The following is a 19,029-nucleotide window of genomic DNA, read 5'->3' as shown; positions in this document are numbered from 1 at the left end:
GATTGCACCATGCCCAAGCGAACAGACATAAAGAGCATATTGATCATCGGGGCCGGCCCCATCATCATCGGCCAGGCCTGCGAATTCGACTACTCGGGCGCCCAGGCCTGCAAGGCGCTGAAGGCCGAGGGCTATCGCACCATCCTGGTCAACAGCAACCCCGCCACGATCATGACGGACCCGGAAACGGCGGACGTCACCTACATCGAACCCATCACCTGGCAGGCCGTCGAAAAAATCATCGAGCGCGAACGGCCCGATGCCCTGCTGCCCACCATGGGCGGCCAGACGGCGCTGAACTGCGCGCTGGACCTCGCCCATAACGGCGTGCTGGAACGCTACAAGGTCGAACTGATCGGCGCCAACGAGCAAGCCATCGAAAAGGCCGAGGACCGCCAGAAGTTCAAGCAGGCCATGACCGACATCGGCCTGGAGTCCGCCAAATCCGGCGTCGCCCACTCCATGGACGAAGCCTGGGAAGTGCAGAAGCGCATCGCCACCGAACTGGGCACCTCGGGCTTTCCCGCGGTCATCCGCCCCAGCTTCACGCTGGGCGGCACGGGCGGCGGCATCGCCTACAACGCGGAAGAGTTCGAAACCATCTGCCGCCGTGGCCTGGAAGCCTCGCCCACCAATGAGCTGCTGATCGAAGAATCGCTGCTGGGATGGAAGGAATTCGAGATGGAAGTCGTGCGCGACAGCGCCGACAACTGCATCATCGTGTGCTCCATCGAAAATCTCGACCCCATGGGCGTGCACACCGGGGATTCCATCACGGTCGCGCCGGCGCAGACGCTGACGGACAAGGAATACCAGATCATGCGCGATGCCTCCATCGCCGTGCTGCGCGAAATCGGCGTGGATACGGGGGGCTCCAACGTGCAGTTCGCGGTCAACCCCGCCAACGGCCGCATGATCGTCATCGAAATGAACCCGCGCGTGTCGCGGTCGTCGGCGCTGGCCTCCAAGGCCACGGGCTTCCCGATCGCCAAGGTCGCCGCGCGCCTCGCCGTCGGCTACACGCTGGACGAGCTGCGCAACGAAATCACGGGCGGCGCGACGCCGGCGTCCTTCGAGCCGACCATCGACTACGTGGTCACCAAGGTGCCGCGTTTCGCCTTCGAAAAATTCCCCACCGCCGACGCCCGCCTGACCACGCAGATGAAGTCGGTCGGCGAAGTCATGGCCATCGGCCGGACTTTCCAGGAATCCTTCCAGAAAGCGCTGCGCGGCCTGGAAGTCGGCGTGGACGGGCTGAACCAGAAGACCACCGACCGCGAAAAGCTGCAGGTCGAACTGGGCGAGCCTGGTCCGGAACGCATCTGGTACGTGGGCGACGCCTTCGCCCAGGGCTTCACACTGGACGAAGTGCACAATCTGACGCACATCGATCCGTGGTTCCTGGCGCAGATCAAGGAAATCGTCGACATCGAACTGGCGCTGGAACAGAAGACCCTGGCCGAGCTGGATTACGACACGCTGTGGCACCTGAAGCGCCGCGGTTTCTCGGACCGCCGTCTGGCTTTCCTGCTGGATACTTCGGAATCCGAGGTGCGGCGCCTGCGCCATCAGCTGAACGTGCGCCCGGTCTACAAGCGCGTCGATACCTGCGCGGCGGAATTCGCCACGCGCACCGCGTACATGTACTCCACGTACGAAGAAGAGTGCGAAGCCGCGCCCACCGACCGCAAGAAGATCATCGTGCTGGGCGGCGGTCCCAACCGTATCGGCCAGGGCATCGAGTTCGACTACTGCTGCGTGCACGCCGCGCTGGCGCTGCGCGAGGACGGGTACGAGACCATCATGGTCAATTGCAACCCGGAAACCGTGTCGACCGACTATGACACCTCCGACCGCCTGTATTTCGAGCCGCTGACGCTGGAAGACGTGCTGGAGATCGTTCACAAGGAAAATCCGGTTGGCATGATCGTCCAGTACGGCGGCCAGACGCCGCTGAAGCTGGCGCGCGCGCTGGAAGCCAACGGCGTGCCCATCATCGGTACCAGCCCGGAATCCATCGACGTCGCGGAAGACCGCGAACGCTTCCAGAAGCTGCTGAACAAGCTGGGCCTGCGCCAGCCGCCCAATCGCACCGCGCGCACGGAAGCGGAAGCTTTGGCCCATGCTGCGGAAATCGGCTATCCCCTGGTCGTGCGTCCCAGCTATGTGCTGGGCGGCCGCGCCATGGAAATCGTGCATGAACAGCAGGACCTGGAGCGCTACATGCGCGAAGCGGTCAAGGTCAGCAACGATTCGCCGGTGCTGCTGGACCGCTTCCTGAACAACGCCACCGAAGTGGACGTCGATTGCCTGGCCGATGGCGAAACCGTCTTCATCGGCGGCGTCATGGAACACATCGAACAGGCCGGCGTGCATTCGGGCGACTCGGCCTGCAGCCTGCCGCCGTATTCGCTGTCGGAAGACATCATCTCGGAAATCAAGCGCCAGACCACCATGATGGCCAAGGCGCTGAACGTCAGCGGCCTGATGAATGTGCAGTTCGCCATCCAGGACGGCGACGTCTACGTGCTGGAAGTGAATCCGCGCGCATCGCGCACGGTGCCCTATGTGTCCAAGGCGACGGGCCTGCAGCTGGCCAAGATCGCGGCGCGCGCCATGGCCGGCAAGACGCTGGCCTCGCAGGGCGTCACGCGCGAGATCGTGCCCAGCTACTTCTGCGTCAAGGAAGCCGTCTTCCCCTTCGTCAAGTTCCCGGGCGTGGACACCATCCTCGGCCCCGAAATGAAGTCGACGGGCGAAGTCATGGGCGTGGGCGCCAGCTTCGGCGAGGCCTTCGTCAAGTCGCAGATGGCCGCCGGCATCCGCCTGCCCGAAAGCGGCACGGCTTTCATCAGCGTCAAGCCGCAGGACAAGCCCCGTGCCGTCGAAGTGGCGCGCGGCCTGCACGCCCTGGGCTTCAAGCTGGTGGCCACGCGCGGCACCGCCGCCGAGATCGATGCGGCTGGCATCCCCGTGCAGGTGGTCAACAAGGTTACCGAAGGCCGCCCGCATATCGTGGACATGTTGAAGAACGGCGAAGTCTCGCTGGTCATCAACACGGTGGAAGAGCGCCGCAACGCCATCGCCGATTCGCGCGCCATCCGCACGCAGTCGCTGGCCGCGCGGGTGACCTTCTACACCACGATCGCCGGCGCCCGCGCCGCGGTGGAAGGCATGCAGTACATGCGGCAAGGGCATGGTTTGCAGGTGTATCCTTTGCAAACGCTGCACGACTCGCTCGTGGCGGCGGGCTGAGCGCCTTGTGCGCCGCGGCAATCCTGTCGCGGCGGTCGCAGGTAACCGGACTGTAGCGGCACGGCCGCGTCAGTCCATTGAGGACTAGAAGGGCAGCGCCGCGCGCTGGAGGTCGATATGAAATGGTGGATACTTGCCCTGTTCGTCATTTGCGCGACGATCGTGCACTTCCGCGGCAGGGTCCGCCATCGTTTTGCGCGCCAGGCACTGGACCATTCCACCTTCACGGCGCCCATCAACGTGTTCATGTACGCGTTTTCGCGCGTCCCGAACGAACCCTACCTGGCGCTGTCGGAATTCCCTGAACTGAAGGTGCTCCAGCAGCGCTGGCAGGACATCCGCGCCGAAGCGGAGGCGCTGTTCTCGGCCGGGCACATCAAGGTGTCCAACACCTATAACGACGCCGGCTTCAATTCCTTCTTCAAGAGTGGCTGGAAGCGGTTCTACCTGAAGTGGTACGACACCGACCATCCTTCGGCGCGCGCCTTGTGTCCGGTCACCACCAGCCTGCTGGCCGGCATCCCGTCCATCAAGGGTGCGATGTTCACGGCGCTGCCGCCCGGCAGCCGGCTGCCGCGCCATCGCGATCCTTACGCGGGATCCCTGCGCTTCCACATGGGCCTGATCACGCCCAACGACGCGGATTGCTATATCGACGTCGACGGCCAGACTTATTACTGGCGTGACGGCGAAGCCGTGGTGTTCGACGAAACCTTCATCCATTACGCCGAGAACAAGACCGACGTCAACCGCATCATTCTGTTCGCCGACATCGAGCGCCCCATGCGCTATCGCTGGGCGCAGGCGGTCAACCATTTCATCGGCGGCGTGCTGCTGAGGGCGGCGACCTCGCCCAATCAAGAGGGCGACCGCACCGGCGGCATCAACCGGATTTTCGGTTCGGTCTATGCCGTGCGCCGTTTCGGCAAGCGCATCAAGAAGTACAACAAGACCCTCTACTACGTGTTGAAGTGGGGGATCGTCCTGGGGATCCTGGCCTGGATCTTCTGGCCGTGAGCCAGATAGCCCGGATAGCCCGGATAGCCGGACAAGCTTTCAGACGCTCATGCGGCATGTCTTCATAACCGGAGCCAGCAGCGGCCTGGGGCAGGCGCTGGCGCGCCACTACGCCGCCCGCGGGGTCTCCCTGGGCCTGGTGGGGCGGCGCGAGCACGCCTTGCGTGAATTGGTCCAGGCCTTGCCGGGATCGCATGCCTGGTACGCAGTGGACGTGCGGGACCGCGCGGCGCTGCACGCGGCGGCGCGCGATTTTCTGGCGCGCAGCGGCGGTATCGTCGATGGCGTGATCGCCAGCGCCGGCATCAGCGCCGGTACATTGACGGAACACGAAGAGGACTTCCAGGTGTTCCAGTCCATCGTCCAGACCAATTTGCTCGCGACGGTGGCGACCTTCGAGCCTTTCATCGAGCCCATGCGCCGCGCGCGATCGGGCCGCCTGGTCGGCATATCCAGCGTGGCCGGCGTGCGTGGGCTGCCCGGCGCCGGCGCCTACAGCGCGTCCAAGGCGGCCGTCACCACCTATTGTGAAAGCCTGCGCAACGAGCTGGCGGGCGATGGCGTGCGCGTGGTCACCATCGCGCCGGGCTATATCCGCACGGCGATGACGGCGCACAACCCTTATCGCATGCCGTTCCTGATGGACGCCGATGCTTTCGCCGCGCGCGCGGCGATGGCGATCGAACGCGGACGCGGCTATACGGTGATTCCCTGGCAGATGGGCGTGGTGGCCAGGCTGATGCGGCTATTGCCGAATGTGGTCTACGACAGGCTGGCGCGCAACGCGCCACGCAAGCCGCGGCAGGGCGTATAGGCGAGCGCCGCGCAAGCCGCCGACCCTAGTCCGCGGGCCTTGCGGTCGTCGCCGGCGCCGCGTCAAACGATATCGTCCGCCGACAGCGTGGCGATGTGCGTGACGTCGCCCCATCCCATTACATGCCATGTGCGGTCGTCCACCGCCAGGCGGTTCACGCCCGCGTTCAGCAGCGCGGCATCGCGCGGGTGCGTCAGCGGGATGCCATGCGCATGGCGCCAGACGATATCCAGCACACCGCCATGGGTGAAGACCAGCACCCGGCCACCGCCATGGCGTTCGGCGATGTCATCGACGGTGGCGACGATGCGGTTGTGAAACTGGCGCAGCGTTTCGCCGCCGTCCACCACGCGGTCCGGTTCGCGGCTCTTCCAGGCGGCGGCTGCCTCGGGCTGTTCAATGTCCATGCGGTCCATGGTGACGCCCTCCAGCACGCCGTAGCAGCGTTCGCGCAAGCCGGGTTCGGGCCGGACGCGCAGGCCCAGGCGCGCGGCGGCGGGCTCGGCGGTCCGCATGGTGCGCTCCAGGTCGCTACTGTACAGGGCGTCGAAGGCGCCATTGCGGGCATCATGCTGCAGGCGTTCGGCCAAATGGCGCGCCTGGTTCAGGCCATGGGTATTCAGCGGCGTGTCCTTCCAGCCTTGCAGCCGGCGGGCACGGTTCCAGTCGGTTTCTCCATGGCGGATCAGCCAGATTTCGGTCATGAGATGGTGCAGTGAAAGGAGGCGGCGATAGCCCGCCGCCAAGGCGGCAAGGCGCGGTGCAAACCTCGATAATATCCGCCAATCCGATGGCCGATCGGCTCCCGCGCTCGCTCAGTCGGTGATCGAGCCCTTGACGGCTTCGGCCTGCTCTTGGCGCAAGGCAGCGATCTGTGACTGGAGCGTGGAGGCTTCTGCCGACGCCGGGCACATAGCGCGGCGGCACGGCTGCGGAACGTCGACCGCCAAGGATGAGTAGCAAGCGGAATAACGGCACGCTACCGTAAAAACTTGAGCCCCGATAAACTTGCGGCCGTTTCTTACACAACAGGGGGGAGAAATGTCCGGTTCCTATTTCCCACGCTGGCGGCTGGTCCGCGAAATCGCGCCGGGGGCCGTCATGGCGCCCGACGAACGCCTGCCGTGGCCCAAGACCGCGGCGATGGGCTTGCAGCACGTGGTCGCCATGTTCGGCTCCACGGTGCTGGCGCCGTTGCTCATGGGTTTCGACCCCAATGTCGCCATCCTGATGTCGGGTGTCGGATCGCTGATCTTCTTCGTTTTCGTGGGCGGGCGCGTTCCCAGCTATCTGGGCTCGAGTTTCGCCTTCATCGGCGGGGTGATCGCCGTGACCGGCTACGCGGGCGGGGGGCCGAATCCCAACATCGGCGTCGCCCTCGGCGGCATCATCCTGTGCGGTCTGGTGTACGCGCTGATCGGCGTGCTGGTCTGGTCCGCCAGCGCGGGCGCCGGTGGCGGCGCGCGCTGGATCGAGGCGCTGATGCCTCCGGTCGTGACGGGCGCCGTCGTGGCGGTCATCGGCCTGAATCTGGCGCCGGTCGCCGTCAAGGGGGCCATGGGCACGTCCGGCTTCGACGCCTGCATGGCCATCGTCACCATCCTCTGCGTGGGGGCCATCGCCGTGTACACGCGCGGCATGCTGCAGCGACTGCTTATCCTGGCCGGGTTGATACTGGCCTGCGTTGTGTATGCCATCTGCGCCAATGGATTGGGGCTGGGCAAGCCGATGGACTTCTCCGGCGTGGCCGCGGCTGCCTGGCTGGGCTTGCCGCGCTTCGCCGCGCCGGTCTTCCAGGCGTCGGCGATGGGGCTGCTGGTGCCGGTGGCCATCATCCTGGTGGCGGAAAACCTGGGGCATATCAAGGCGGTCAGCGCCATGACCGGCCGGGACCTGGACCGCTATCTGGGCCGCGCCTTCGTCGGCGACGGCATCGCCACCATGGTGTCGGGCGCGGTGGGCGGCACGGGCGTGACGACCTATGCCGAGAACATCGGCGTCATGGCCGTGACGCGCATCTACTCCACCGTGGTGTTCGCGGTCGCCGCGCTGATCGCCATCCTGCTGGGTTTTTCACCCAAGTTCGGGGCGCTGATCCAGACGATACCCGGCCCGGTGCTGGGCGGCATGTCGGTAGTCGTCTTCGGCCTGATCGCGGTGGCCGGGGCGCGCATCTGGGTCGTCAATCGGGTGGACTTCAGCGACAACCGCAACCTGATCGTGGCGGCTGTCACGCTGGTTCTGGGCGCCGGCGATTTCACCGTGCGCCTGGGCGGGTTCGCGCTGAGCGGCATCGGTACGGCGACTTTCGGCGCCATCATCCTGTATGCCTTGCTGCGCCCGCTGGGCCGGGAGCGCCAGGAAGGCTGACGCGGGCTCGGGGGGCGATCCCCGGAGCTCGCGGGGCGGGCCGCGCCGCCCAGGGCTCGCGGTCGGGGTTCGCAGGCCGGAGCCGGCGACCCGTGCCCCGCGATCGGCGGTACTGGCGGTTACGTCGTCCGACGGGCTTCGCAGCCAGCTGCCTGGCGGCTTGCAATTCAGTCCGACTTTGACCACAATGTCACCTGATCGCCCCGGTTTCCGAGCCGGGGTTTTGTTTTGGTCGAAGCTTGCCGCCGCCGGCGTGGACGCCGGCAGGGAAGAGCAGGCACGGCAAGGAGGCACGGTAAGGATACCTGCGGGTTCCTTCCCGGATGGGGCTTGGCGCGCGGCCTTTGCGGCGGCGCCTGCCGATTGCCGCACGCGATAGCACCGTCCCTGTTTTGCATACCCTGGCCGGCATGACGCCGCCGCGCTTTGACCTTTATCGAAACGCCCCCGGCGGGGGCGTTTTCCACTTTTAGTAGAGATTGCGATATGTCAGCCATTCCGTTGACGGTAGACGGCGCCGAACGCCTGCGCCGCGAACTGCACCGGCTCAAGACCGTTGAGCGGCCCTCCGTGATCAATGCCATCGCGGAGGCCCGCGCCCAGGGCGACCTGTCTGAAAACGCCGAATATGACGCCGCGCGCGAGCGCCAGGGCTTTATCGAGGCCCGCATCGCCGAGCTGGAGGCCACGCTGTCGAACGCGCACGTGATCAACCCGCTGGAGCTCGAAGCCGATGGGCGTGCCGTTTTCGGCGCGACGGTGGAGATCGAAGACCTGGATTCGGGCGACCGCCTGGTGTATCAGATCGTCGGTGACGTCGAGGCCGACATCCGCGCGAACAAGATTTCCGTGTCCAGTCCGGTGGCGCGCGCGCTGATCGGCAAGAGCGAAGGCGATGTGGTGGAAGTCCAGGCGCCGTCGGGCGTACGCGAGTACGAGGTGATCAGCGTCCGCTATCTGTAAAGCGGTGCAGCGCCGGCCGGCGGCGACTTCAGGTCGCGGCCGGTGGCGCTAGCGCTTGTCCGTCTTGCGGCCGAGCCGCGCGGCGGGGCGCTGGACGGCGCCGCGGGCGCCGGCGCGCAGGCTGAGCGCGCTGCCCGAGCGCCGGGGAATACCATGCGCGGGGGCGGCGGTTTTACGCGTGCTGGGACGCACGGGCTTGCCCGCCTTGTTGAGCTCGGTCCGGTCGTGGCGAGGATGGTCATCCCCTGGGACCGCCGTCTTGCGCGGCGCCCGGGCCGGTTTCGCCAGGCTTTTGCCTTCCGCGGCCAGCTTCTTGGGCGTATAAGGCTCCGAGGCCTTGCGCTTGGCCTGGCTGGCGGGCGCGGCCGGCGCGACCGGCGTGGGCATGGCGGCGCTGGGCCGATACAGAATCAGGACTTTACCCAGGTGATGGACGGGCGCGCAGGACAGCGAGTCGCAGATGGACGCCAGCATTTCCTCGCGCGTGTCGCGGTCTTCGCCGCCCGCGCGCACCTTGATCAGGCCGTGCGAGGTCAGATTGGCGTCGATTTCCTTGAGGACCGCGTCCGACAGTCCTTTGTCGCCGATCAGGACGACCGGGCGCAAGGCGTGGGCGGCCGACCGCAGCGCGCTACGCTCTCGAGATGTAATTTCTAATATAGGCATGGCGGAATTGTACGGGAATGGCCAAGAATAAATTCTCCAAGGATTGGCTGCATCAGCATATCAATGATCCCTACGTGAAGATGGCGCAACAGAAGGGCTATCGCGCCCGCGCCGCCTTCAAGTTGATCGAACTCCTGGAAACCGAAAAGCTCATGCGACGCGGCGACGTCGTGGTGGACCTGGGATCCGCCCCGGGCAGCTGGTCGCAGGTCGCGCGCGAGCGTCTGGCCGGACCCGGGGGAGTCGTGGATGGCCGCATCGTCGCGCTCGATATTCTGCCGATGGAGCCCGTGGCGGGGGTGGAGTTCATCCAGGGAGACTTCCGCGAGGATGCCGTTCTGGAAATACTGGAGAAAACCCTGGGGGGGCAGGCGGTGGACCTTGTGATTTCCGATATGGCCCCCAACCTGTCCGGGGTAGGCGACGCCGACGCGGCGCGCATCCAGCATGTCTGCGAGCTGGCGCTGGAATTTGCGCTGGCTCATTTGAAGCCGGACGGCGCGCTGATCGTAAAAGCTTTCCATGGAAGCGGGTTTTCCCAGATCGTGCAATCGTTCAAGCAGCATTTCAAACGGGTGGTGGAGCGTAAGCCGAAGGCATCGCGGCCTAATTCGTCTGAAACTTTTCTTGTCGCGAGGACCCTGAAACATCCGGGCTAAGACCACCCAAGGCCCGAAATTGCCTCGAAATCGACGTTCCCGGGGGAACGTCCCACGTAAGCCCCTCGACGGGGTAGAATCGCTATTGACATCCTTGTGGTTGTGTCCTATGGCAGAGAGTGCCGCAATCACTGGTCGGAATCGAAAGCAGGAGATCGACCTTGAATAATTCATTTTCCAAAGTTGCGGTGTGGATGGTGATAGCGCTGGTGCTGTTCACCGTCTTCAAGCAATTCGACGGGCGCACCCAGTCCCAGGACGGCGTCAGCTATACGCAGTTCATGGACGACGCCAAGGCGGGGCGCATCCGCAAGGTCGACGTGCAGGGAGACATGCTCTACGTGACGCCGGATGCCGGTCGCCCGTATACGCTGACTTCGCCGGGCGATCTCTGGATGGTTTCCGACCTGCTCAAGTACGGCGTGCAGGTTTCCGGCAAGGCGCGCGAAGAACAATCGCTGCTGATGAATATCTTTGTCTCATGGTTCCCCATGCTGCTGCTGATCGGCGTGTGGATCTTCTTCATGAGACAGATGCAGGGCGGCGGGCGCGGCGGCGCCTTCAGCTTCGGCAAGTCGCGGGCGCGCATGCTGGATGAGAACACCAACCAGATCACGTTCTCCGATGTCGCCGGCTGCGACGAAGCCAAGGAAGACGTGCAGGAGCTGGTCGATTTCCTGCGCGACCCCAGCAAGTTCCAGAAGCTCGGCGGCCGCATTCCGCGCGGCGTGTTGATGGTCGGCTCGCCCGGTACCGGCAAGACGCTGCTGGCCAAGGCCATCGCTGGCGAAGCCAAGGTGCCTTTCTTCAGCATTTCGGGTTCGGACTTCGTGGAAATGTTCGTCGGCGTGGGCGCGGCCCGCGTGCGCGACATGTTCGAGAACGCCAAGAAGCACGCCCCCTGCATCATCTTCATCGATGAAATCGATGCGGTGGGCCGTCAGCGTGGCGCCGGCCTGGGCGGCGGCAACGACGAGCGCGAACAGACCCTGAACCAGATGCTGGTGGAAATGGACGGCTTCGAATCCGGCCAGGGCGTCATCGTGATCGCCGCCACCAACCGTCCCGACGTGCTGGATCCGGCGCTGCTGCGTCCGGGCCGCTTCGACCGCCAGGTCGTGGTGCCGCTGCCGGATATCCGCGGCCGCGATCAAATCCTGAAGGTGCATATGCGCAAGGTTCCGCTGTCGCCGAACGTGGATGCATCCGTCCTGGCGCGCGGCACCCCCGGCTTCTCGGGCGCCGACCTGGCCAACCTGGTCAACGAGGCGGCGCTGTTCGCGGCGCGCCGTAACGGCCGCACCGTCGATATGTCGGACTTCGAAAAGGCCAAGGACAAGATCATCATGGGCGCCGAACGCCGCTCCATCGTGATGCCGGAAGAGGAACGCAAAAACACCGCCTACCATGAGTCCGGTCATGCCATCGTGGCGCGCATGCTGCCCAAGACGGATCCGGTTCACAAGGTCACCATCATTCCGCGCGGGCGTGCCCTGGGCGTGACCATGCAGTTGCCGGAAAGCGACCGCTACAGCATGGACAAGCAGCGCCTGCTCAGCACCATCGCCGTGTTGTTCGGCGGGCGCATCGCCGAAGAACTGTTCATGGACCAGATGACGACGGGTGCTTCGAACGACTTCGAGCGCGCCACCGCCATCGCGCGCGATATCGTCACGCGCTACGGCATGGATCAGGACCTGGGTCCCATGGTGTACGCGGAAAACGAAGGCGAAGTCTTCCTGGGACGCAGCGTCACCAAGACGACCCACGTGTCGGAAGCCACCATGCAGAAGGTCGATGCGTCGATACGCCGCATCATCGACGAGCAGTACGACGTGGCGCGCAAGATCCTGGAGGGCAATCGCGACAAGGTGGAAGCCATGGCCGCCGCCCTGCTCGAATGGGAAACCATCGATGCCGACCAGATCGACGACATCATCTCTGGCCGGCCGCCGCGTCCGCCGAAGACCCCGCAGGGTCCGTCCGACGCTCCCGACAGCCCGCCCAGCGGTCTGGCTCCGGGGGGCAACAGCACCGCTCCGGCGGTCTGAGGACTGCCTCGCGCGACGCGTATAGATGGCCAATACCTTCCTGTGCGGGCGCTACGAGTTCGACCTCGAGCGCCCGCTGGTCATGGGCATAGTCAATGTCACGCCGGATTCCTTTTCGGACGGCGGCGACCATGACGACGCCGACGCCGCTATCGCCCATGCCCGCCAACTCGTGGAAGAAGGCGCGCACATCCTGGATATAGGCGGCGAATCGACCCGCCCCGGCGCCGCCCCCGTGTCCGAAGAGGACGAGCTGGCGCGCGTGTTGCCGCTGATCGAGGCCCTGCGCGATTGCGGCGTGCCGCTTTCCGTGGATACCTTCAAACCGGTCGTGATGCGCGCGGTGCTGGATGCCGGCGCCGACATGATCAACGACATCTATGGCTTCCGTCAGCCCGGCGCCATCGAGGCCGTGGCCCCGTCGCGCTGCGGGCTGTGCGTCATGCACATGAAGGGCGAGCCCCGTACGATGCAGGAAAAGCCCGAGTACAGCGACCTGCTGGGCGAGATCGGCCTGTTCCTGGGCGCGCGTGCGCAGAAGCTGCGCAGCGCCTGGGTCGACCCGCGCCGTATCGTTCTGGATCCGGGCTTCGGTTTCGGCAAGACGCCGGACCAGAACTACCAGTTGGCCAGGCGGCTGGGCAGCCTGCGGGTTTCCAGCTACCCGCTGCTGGTCGGTGTTTCACGCAAATCGATGATAGGCCACGCGACCGGCCGCGACGTGCGCGGCCGCTTACCGGGCAGCATCGCCGCGGCCCTGGCCTGCGTCGCCCGCGGCGCGGCCATCGTCCGCGTCCATGACGTCGCCGCGACAGTGGATGCACTCAAAGTGTGGCAGGCTGTCGAGCAGGGCGGCATTCCCACCGATATCCGGAATCCCGTCAGGGAAACCAGCAAGTAAGCCGGCAGGCAATCCGGCGCTTCGCCATAGGACATACATACATGAGTACACGTAAATACTTCGGCACGGATGGCGTGCGGGGCGAGGTCGGTGGTCCCGTCATCAATGCGGAATTCGCCTTGCGGCTGGGGTACGCGGCCGGCAAGGTGCTGGCCCGCGACACGCGCGGCGGCAGCCGCCCGAAGGTATTGATAGGCAAGGACACGCGGATCTCGGGCTATATGCTGGAGTCCGCCTTGGAGGCGGGCTTTTCCGCCGCGGGCATCGACGTGCTGCTGGCCGGTCCGCTGCCCACGCCGGCCATTGCCTACCTCACGCGCGTGCTGCGGCAGACCGCCGGCATCGTCATCAGCGCTTCGCACAACCCTTATCACGATAACGGCATCAAGTTCTTCTCCAGCCGCGGCATGAAGCTGCCGGACGAGACGGAAGCCGCCATCGAAGCCGCCCTGGACGAACCGCTGGGCTGCGTGACCTCGGAAGCCCTGGGGCGCGCCCGGCGCCTGGATGACGCGGCGGGGCGCTATATCGAATTCTGCAAAAGCACCTTCCCCAACGACCTGGACCTGAATGGGCTCAGCCTGGTGGTCGATGCCGCCCACGGCGCCGCGTACCACATCGCGCCGCACGTCTTTCGCGAACTGGGCGCCGACGTGTACGCGGTCGGTGTCCAGCCGGATGGCTTCAACATCAACAAGGGCGTCGGCGCGCTGTATCCGGAGGCGCTGGCTGCCGAAGTCCGTTCGCGCGGAGCGCACCTGGGCATCGCGCTGGACGGCGACGCGGACCGCCTGCAGATGGTGGATGCCAGCGGCCGCATCTACAACGGCGATGAGCTGCTGTACGCCATCGTCAAGGAGCGCATGCAGCGCGGCGCCGTCGCCGGCGCGGTGGGCACGCTGATGACGAACTATGGGCTGGAGCGCCGCCTGGAGCAGGTGGGCGTGGGTTTCCACCGCGCCGATGTGGGCGACCGCTACGTCCTGGAGCAAATGCAGGCGCGTGGCTGGCTGTACGGCGGCGAAAGCTCCGGGCACCTGATCTGCCTGGATTGCCACACCACGGGCGATGGCATCATCGCGGCCCTGCAGGTCCTGACCGCGCTCCGCCGCAACGACAGCACGCTGGCTGACTGGATCAGCGATCTGCGCATGTACCCTCAACAGATGATCAACGTTCCGTTGACGCCCGGGCAGGACTGGAAGTCCCATCCTGGCCTGCAGGCGGCGCAGCGCGAATGCGAAGCGCAGCTGGCCGGCCGGGGGCGTGTATTGATCCGCGCTTCCGGTACCGAACCCAAGCTGCGCCTGATGGTCGAAGCGGAGGAACCCGCGCTGGCCATGTCGTGCGCGCAGAGCCTCGCCGCCAGCCTGACGGCCGACTAGCCTGTCACCTTTTTGTTGCGGTGAAAACCCGCAATTCCTGGCCAGAGTCCGAAGCACGATGCTTCACAGTCACGTAACATGTCGGTCAAATACCTGACATACATGACGCCCACACTACCCGGACACCTAGGAGTTGGCCGAATGCTTGAACTAGTCCGCATCGACCCCGATCGCACCGCCACGCCGGATACGTGGACCAATCCCGCCGCGGGCGGCCTCGTCGTCGGTTTGGCGCGTACGGCGGAAGAGATCGAGGAAATCCAGCGCTTGCGCTTCCGGGTCTTTACCGAAGACATGGGCGCTGTCTTCCCGGATGCCCATGACGGCATCGATCAGGACCGTTTCGATGCCTGGTGCGAGCACGTCATGGTGCGTGAACTGCATACCGGGCGCGTGGTGGGCACGTATCGGCTGCTGACGCCGGAAAATGCCCGCGAGGCCGGCGGCTACTATTCCGAATCGGAGTTCGATCTGTCCGGCCTGGGGCCCCTGCGAGACCGGCTGGTGGAAGCGGGGCGTTCCTGCACGCACCCCGACTTTCGCAACGGCGCGGTGATCATGTTGCTGTGGTCCGGCGTTGCCGAAGTCATGCGGCGCGGCGGCTACGACTATCTGCTGGGTTGTGCCAGCGTCAGCCTGCGCGATGACGGCGTTACCGCCGCGGAGGTCTGGCGTGCGGTGGCCGGCCATCTGGGCGACGCCACCCTACCGCGCGTGCAGCCGCTGCACCGCTATCCGCTGGAAAAGCTCAACAGCACGACGCTGCCGGCCCGTGTGCCGCCGCTGATCAAGGGCTATCTGAAGCTGGGCGCCAGGATCTGCGGCGAGCCGGCCTGGGATCCGGATTTCAATGCGGCCGATTTTCCGGTTCTGCTGGAAATGAACCGCATGGATGAACGGTATCGCCGTCACTTCGGCCTGCCGTCGCTGATGGAAGAGGCCGAGGCGGCGGCTGCCGCGCAAGGTATCGGCCGGCCGGTACGCAAGGCAGCCTGACGTTCCGGCGCCGATCCGCGGCGCGGCGTCCGCCTCGCGAAAGGCCCTGTGCGGCGCCAGGGCGCCCGCGGCCTAGAACTCCAGCAACTCGAACGAGAACCCCACCTTGCGCCATTCCGATTCCTCGGCGCGCAGGGTGAAGTCACTGAGCGGATGGTCCGCCAGCCACTCGTGCCGCACGCGGATCACGATCGAATCGCCCCGTACCGAAACGGTCAGCGGCAGGGTTTCCAGGTCCTCGCGACGGCGGAATAGCAGCACGGCCAGCCGCAGGCACAGGATGGTCAGCCATTCTTCCCGGTTGCGCACCAGCGGTTCCAGCTTGGCGAGTTTGCCCTGATGGCCCAGCGCCAGCAGGGCCAGCAGGCGCTGGTCGTCGCGGGAAAAGCCCGGCATGTCGGCATTGCCCAGCACGTAGGCGGAATGCTTGTGATAGTCGTTGTGCGCGATAGACAGCCCGATTTCGTGCAGATCGGCGGCCCAGCCCAAGGCGCGCGCCAGTTCGTGGCGCTCCGAGCTGTCTTCGATGCCGGCTTCCTGGAATAGCGTGAGCGCGGCGCGGCGCACGCGCGCCGCCTGGTTGGCGTCGATGTGGTAGCGCTTCATGAACTGCCGCACCGATTCGTCGCGCTTGTCGTGCTGATCGTCGCGGCCCAGCAGGTCGTACAGCACCCCCAGGCGCAAGGCGCCGTCGCCGGTGTGCATGACATCGATATTCAATTCATCGAACAGCGCGCTCATGATGGCCAGCCCGCCGGGCAGCACGTCGGCGCGTTCCACCTTGATGCCGGGCAGTTCCGAAGGAATCACGCGGCCCGAGCGGACGATGCGGTCCTTCAGCTTGTTCAGCCCCGCGCGCGTAATGCCGCGGTTGGAAAAACCGCATTCGGTAAGAATGGCGTACAGGGCCTTGGCCGTGCCGGAAGAACCATAGGCCTCCTTCCAGCCCATCTTGCGGTACTGCTTGGCGATGACTTCGGCTTCGCGGCGGGCGGCCAGTTCGGCCAGCTTCATCTGATGGGCATCGACGACGCCGTCGCGGAAGAATTGCCGGCTGTAGCTGACACAGCCCATGTACAGCGAGGACATCAGCCCCGGCTCATAGCCCTTGCCGATGATGACTTCCGTTGAGCCGCCGCCTATGTCGATCACCAGGCGCTTGTTCGGCGACGGGGGCAGCGTATGGACCACGCCGGAGAAAATCAGGCGGGCTTCTTCCCGGCCGGCGATGACTTCGATGGGAAAACCCAGGGCGGCTTCGGCCCGGGGCAGGAATTCCGCGGTGTTACGAGCCACGCGGAAGGTGTTGGTGGCGACGGCGCGCACGCGGCTGGGATGGAAGCTGCGCAGCCTTTCGCCAAAGCGTTCCAGCACTTCGATGGCGCGGTCCACGGCGTCCCGCGAAAGCCGTTTGTCGGCGTCCAGGCCGGCGGCCAGTCGCACCGTTTCCTTCAGCCTGTCGATCTGGTAGATCTGCGCCGCGCCTTCCTGCTGGACGACGCGTCCTATGGACAGGCGGAAGCTGTTTGAACCCAGGTCGACGGCGGCCAGTAGATGATCCATGCGGCAGAAAGCGAGAAAGCGGGGGACGCGTCATTATAGAGAGCCGCGACTTGACGCATGGTCGCGGGTGTCGGAAATTCAGCGTAGCCTTGCAGGATTGGATACCAAGTTGTCATGGAATAGTCATAAAACCGACGTAAAACCCGTCCGCTGTAATCAAAAATCAAAGATACGGAATCCGAATGACATCGAACGTGGCTTCCCAGCCCTTGTTTTTGAACCGGGAACTGTCGCTGCTCAAGTTCAATGAACGCGTCCTGGCCATGGCGGAAAACCCGGCGACGCCCTTGCTGGAGCGCCTGCGCTATGTATGCATCGTCAGCTCGAATCTGGACGAGTTCTTTGAAATCCGTATTTCCAGCCTGAAAGAGCAGCAGCGCCAGACGCCGAACCTGGTCGGCGCGGACGGCCTGACGCCGGGGGAAGCCTATGCGCAGGTGCAGGCCGCCGCGCACATCCTGGTGGATCGCCAATACGACCTGCTGAACGACGAAATACTGCCCAGGCTGCACCAACACGGCATCGCGCTGCACCATGCGTCGGAGTGGGACGAGGCGCAGCAAGCCTGGGCGCGCGAAATCTTCCATCGCGATGTCATGCCGCTGTTGACCCCCATCGGGCTGGATCCCGCGCACCCCTTTCCGCGGGTCTACAACAAGAGCCTGAATTTCATCGTATCGCTGCGCGGCGTCGACGCCTTCGGACGCAAGGCCTCCATCGCCATCGTGCAGGCGCCACGGGCGCTGCCGCGGCTGATCGCCATGCCGCCTGCGCTGTCCGGCCATCCCGATGGCTACGTACTGCTGACGTCGCTAATGCGCGCCTTCGTGGGGGAGCTGTTTCCCGGGCTCGAAATGCAGGGCTGCTATCAATGGCGCGTGACGCGCAACAGCGACCTGTTCGTCGACGAGGAAGAAGTCACCAATCTGCGGCAGGCGCTGCAGGGGGAGCTGTCGCAGCGCAACTTCGGTTCGGCCGTGCGCCTGGAGATCGACAAGCTGACGCCGCCGGAGCTGGAAGCCTTTCTGCAGCGGGAATTCTCGCTATCGCCCAGCGATACGTATCGCGTCAACGGCCCGGTGAACCTGTCGCGGCTGATGACCCTGTGCAACGTACCCGATCGTCCCGCGCTGCTGTTTCCAGAGTATCGCGCGGCGGTGCCGGCGCCGTTCAACCAGCCGGCTGTCAATCCCGCGGCGATGTTCGCGGCCATCGCCGCCGGCGACCGGCTGCTGCACCATCCCTATCAATCCTTCCAGCCAGTGATCGATTTCCTGACCGCCGCAGCGCTGGACCCGGACGTGATGGCCATCAAGCAGACCATCTACCGCACGGGCGAGGACTCCGAACTGATGCAGATCCTCCTGGCCGCGGCGCGCGCCGGCAAGGAAGTGACGGTCGTCGTGGAGCTCATGGCGCGCTTCGACGAGCAGACCAATATCAACTGGGCGGCGCGGCTGGAGGAGGTCGGCGCCCACGTGGTGTACGGCGTGGTGGGCCACAAGACCCACGCCAAGATGGCCGTGGTCCTGCGCCGCGAGCAGGGGCGGCTGCGCCGTTACGCCCACCTGGGTACCGGCAACTATCACCCCCGCACCGCCCGGCTTTATACCGATTTCGGCCTGCTGACGGCCGATCCGGCCATCTGCGAAGACATGGACAAGGTGTTCGCGCAACTGACGGGACTGGGCGCCCGCCGTCCCCTGAAATCCCTGCTGCAGTCGCCGTTCACGCTGCATGGGAGCATGGTGGGGCTGATCCGCGCCGAGGCGCAGGCCGCGCGCGAAGGCCGCAAGGCGCGCATCATGGCCAAGATGAACTCCCTGCTGGAAACCGGCGTCATCGAGGAGCTTTACGAGGCCAGCCAGGCCGGCGTCAAGATCGACCTGATCGTGCGCGGGGTATGCGCCCTGCGCGGCGGCGTACGGGGCTTGTCCGACAACATCCGGGTACGGTCCATCGTCGGGCGCTTCCTGGAACATTCCCGGGTGTTCTATTTCCACGCCGACGGCGAGGAAACCGTCTACCTGTCGTCGGCCGACTGGATGGACCGCAATTTCTTCCGCCGGGTGGAAATCGCTTTTCCCGTCCACGACAAGGCCCTGAAGAAGCGCGTCATCGACGAGGCCTTCACCTACGCCTTGCGGGACAACCAGCTGGCCTGGCAGCAGCAGCCGGACGGCGACTACGTACGCGTACGCAGCCGCGCCGCGCCCTTCAATGTGCACGAGTACCTGATGCGCAAGCTAGGCAACGGCAACGGGAGCGTGGCGTAGGCAAAATTTTGCCCGGATAAAATTTGCCCCAAGCAGACACGCCCGCGGAGCCCGACAGGTGCCACCCGACCGGGGACGCCGAGGATCCGGGCGGGCGGCCAGCCCTCCGCCGG

14 protein-coding genes are annotated in these 19,029 nt (G+C 65.4%); 11 read left to right on the top strand and 3 right to left on the bottom strand.

Going from position 1 to position 19,029, the window contains the following annotated elements; translation table 11 throughout:
• Positions 1–9: 9 nt before the first annotated feature.
• The 3 genes from carB to ACNA0R_RS06085 all read left to right on the top strand — a co-directional run bounded on the left by carB (position 10) and on the right by ACNA0R_RS06085 (position 5,086).
• Complete coding sequence (gene carB / locus ACNA0R_RS06095; protein WP_415825066.1) at positions 10–3,255, top strand: carbamoyl-phosphate synthase large subunit; 3,246 nt, start codon at positions 10–12, stop codon at positions 3,253–3,255.
• A gap of 117 nt (positions 3,256–3,372) precedes the next feature.
• A complete protein-coding gene (gene lpxO / locus ACNA0R_RS06090; protein WP_415825065.1) occupies positions 3,373–4,272 on the top strand; it encodes a lipid A hydroxylase LpxO in 900 nt (299 codons plus the stop codon).
• Between the two features lie 49 nt (positions 4,273–4,321).
• The gene (locus ACNA0R_RS06085; protein ID WP_415825064.1) at positions 4,322–5,086 is read left to right on the top strand and encodes an SDR family oxidoreductase; all 765 of its coding nucleotides are present in this window, start codon (positions 4,322–4,324) and stop codon (positions 5,084–5,086) included.
• A gap of 62 nt (positions 5,087–5,148) precedes the next feature.
• Here ACNA0R_RS06085 and ACNA0R_RS06080 read toward each other — a convergent pair whose 3' ends face one another.
• Entirely contained in the window at positions 5,149–5,790 is a 642-nt protein-coding gene (locus ACNA0R_RS06080; protein ID WP_415825063.1) for a histidine phosphatase family protein, read from the bottom strand.
• A gap of 337 nt (positions 5,791–6,127) precedes the next feature.
• Here ACNA0R_RS06080 and ACNA0R_RS06075 point away from each other — a divergent pair, with 337 nt between their 5' ends.
• Together ACNA0R_RS06075 and greA are read left to right on the top strand one after the other, a co-directional pair.
• A complete protein-coding gene (locus tag ACNA0R_RS06075; protein ID WP_415825062.1) occupies positions 6,128–7,456 on the top strand; it encodes a solute carrier family 23 protein in 1,329 nt (442 codons plus the stop codon).
• A gap of 486 nt (positions 7,457–7,942) precedes the next feature.
• Complete coding sequence (greA, locus tag ACNA0R_RS06070; protein WP_415825061.1) at positions 7,943–8,419, top strand: transcription elongation factor GreA; 477 nt, start codon at positions 7,943–7,945, stop codon at positions 8,417–8,419.
• Positions 8,420–8,467: 48 nt separating this feature from the next.
• On the opposite strand, the gene ACNA0R_RS06065 is transcribed toward greA, so the two are convergent.
• Positions 8,468–9,085 (bottom strand): YhbY family RNA-binding protein, encoded by a 618-nt coding sequence (locus ACNA0R_RS06065; protein ID WP_415825060.1) that lies wholly within the window; start codon positions 9,083–9,085, stop codon positions 8,468–8,470.
• Between the two features lie 17 nt (positions 9,086–9,102).
• On the opposite strand from ACNA0R_RS06065, the gene ACNA0R_RS06060 reads away from it, so the two are divergent.
• The 5 genes from ACNA0R_RS06060 to ACNA0R_RS06040 all read left to right on the top strand — a co-directional run bounded on the left by ACNA0R_RS06060 (position 9,103) and on the right by ACNA0R_RS06040 (position 15,077).
• Positions 9,103–9,744: an RlmE family RNA methyltransferase gene (locus tag ACNA0R_RS06060; protein WP_415825059.1), complete on the top strand. Its 642-nt coding sequence runs from the start codon at positions 9,103–9,105 to the stop codon at positions 9,742–9,744.
• A gap of 161 nt (positions 9,745–9,905) precedes the next feature.
• Positions 9,906–11,795: an ATP-dependent zinc metalloprotease FtsH gene (gene ftsH / locus ACNA0R_RS06055; protein WP_415825058.1), complete on the top strand. Its 1,890-nt coding sequence runs from the start codon at positions 9,906–9,908 to the stop codon at positions 11,793–11,795.
• Positions 11,796–11,820: 25 nt separating this feature from the next.
• A complete protein-coding gene (gene folP, locus ACNA0R_RS06050) occupies positions 11,821–12,696 on the top strand; it encodes a dihydropteroate synthase (RefSeq protein ID WP_415825057.1) in 876 nt (291 codons plus the stop codon).
• Between the two features lie 41 nt (positions 12,697–12,737).
• Positions 12,738–14,081: a phosphoglucosamine mutase gene (gene glmM, locus ACNA0R_RS06045; RefSeq protein WP_415825056.1), complete on the top strand. Its 1,344-nt coding sequence runs from the start codon at positions 12,738–12,740 to the stop codon at positions 14,079–14,081.
• Between the two features lie 141 nt (positions 14,082–14,222).
• The gene (locus tag ACNA0R_RS06040) at positions 14,223–15,077 is read left to right on the top strand and encodes a GNAT family N-acetyltransferase (RefSeq protein ID WP_415825055.1); all 855 of its coding nucleotides are present in this window, start codon (positions 14,223–14,225) and stop codon (positions 15,075–15,077) included.
• Positions 15,078–15,149: 72 nt separating this feature from the next.
• On the opposite strand, the gene ppx is transcribed toward ACNA0R_RS06040, so the two are convergent.
• Positions 15,150–16,640 (bottom strand): exopolyphosphatase, encoded by a 1,491-nt coding sequence (ppx, locus tag ACNA0R_RS06035; RefSeq protein WP_415825054.1) that lies wholly within the window; start codon positions 16,638–16,640, stop codon positions 15,150–15,152.
• Between the two features lie 182 nt (positions 16,641–16,822).
• Between ppx and ppk1 the strand changes: the two genes are divergently transcribed.
• A complete protein-coding gene (gene ppk1 / locus ACNA0R_RS06030) occupies positions 16,823–18,916 on the top strand; it encodes a polyphosphate kinase 1 (protein WP_415825053.1) in 2,094 nt (697 codons plus the stop codon).
• The last annotated feature ends 113 nt before the right edge of the window (positions 18,917–19,029 follow it).

Origin of the sequence: Bordetella sputigena (assembly GCF_965137885.1) — a bacterium.
In the GTDB taxonomy this organism is placed as follows: domain Bacteria; phylum Pseudomonadota; class Gammaproteobacteria; order Burkholderiales; family Burkholderiaceae_B; genus Bordetella_C; species Bordetella_C sputigena.
Note: the sequence above shows the minus strand (reverse complement) of the source record. Positions and strands in the feature narration are given on the sequence as shown.

What these genes read in the sequence shown, in the direction of transcription:
- carB (WP_415825066.1), top strand. Translation starts at nt 10, where the DNA reads ATGCCCAAGCGAACAGACATAAAGAGCATATTGATCATCGGGGCCGGC.
- lpxO (WP_415825065.1), top strand. Translation starts at nt 3,373, where the DNA reads ATGAAATGGTGGATACTTGCCCTGTTCGTCATTTGCGCGACGATCGTG.
- ACNA0R_RS06085 (WP_415825064.1), top strand. Translation starts at nt 4,322, where the DNA reads ATGCGGCATGTCTTCATAACCGGAGCCAGCAGCGGCCTGGGGCAGGCG.
- ACNA0R_RS06080 (WP_415825063.1), bottom strand. Translation starts at nt 5,790, where the DNA reads ATGACCGAAATCTGGCTGATCCGCCATGGAGAAACCGACTGGAACCGT.
- ACNA0R_RS06075 (WP_415825062.1), top strand. Translation starts at nt 6,128, where the DNA reads ATGTCCGGTTCCTATTTCCCACGCTGGCGGCTGGTCCGCGAAATCGCG.
- greA (WP_415825061.1), top strand. Translation starts at nt 7,943, where the DNA reads ATGTCAGCCATTCCGTTGACGGTAGACGGCGCCGAACGCCTGCGCCGC.
- ACNA0R_RS06065 (WP_415825060.1), bottom strand. Translation starts at nt 9,085, where the DNA reads ATGCCTATATTAGAAATTACATCTCGAGAGCGTAGCGCGCTGCGGTCG.
- ACNA0R_RS06060 (WP_415825059.1), top strand. Translation starts at nt 9,103, where the DNA reads ATGGCCAAGAATAAATTCTCCAAGGATTGGCTGCATCAGCATATCAAT.
- folP (WP_415825057.1), top strand. Translation starts at nt 11,821, where the DNA reads ATGGCCAATACCTTCCTGTGCGGGCGCTACGAGTTCGACCTCGAGCGC.
- glmM (WP_415825056.1), top strand. Translation starts at nt 12,738, where the DNA reads ATGAGTACACGTAAATACTTCGGCACGGATGGCGTGCGGGGCGAGGTC.
- ACNA0R_RS06040 (WP_415825055.1), top strand. Translation starts at nt 14,223, where the DNA reads ATGCTTGAACTAGTCCGCATCGACCCCGATCGCACCGCCACGCCGGAT.
- ppx (WP_415825054.1), bottom strand. Translation starts at nt 16,640, where the DNA reads ATGGATCATCTACTGGCCGCCGTCGACCTGGGTTCAAACAGCTTCCGC.
- ppk1 (WP_415825053.1), top strand. Translation starts at nt 16,823, where the DNA reads ATGACATCGAACGTGGCTTCCCAGCCCTTGTTTTTGAACCGGGAACTG.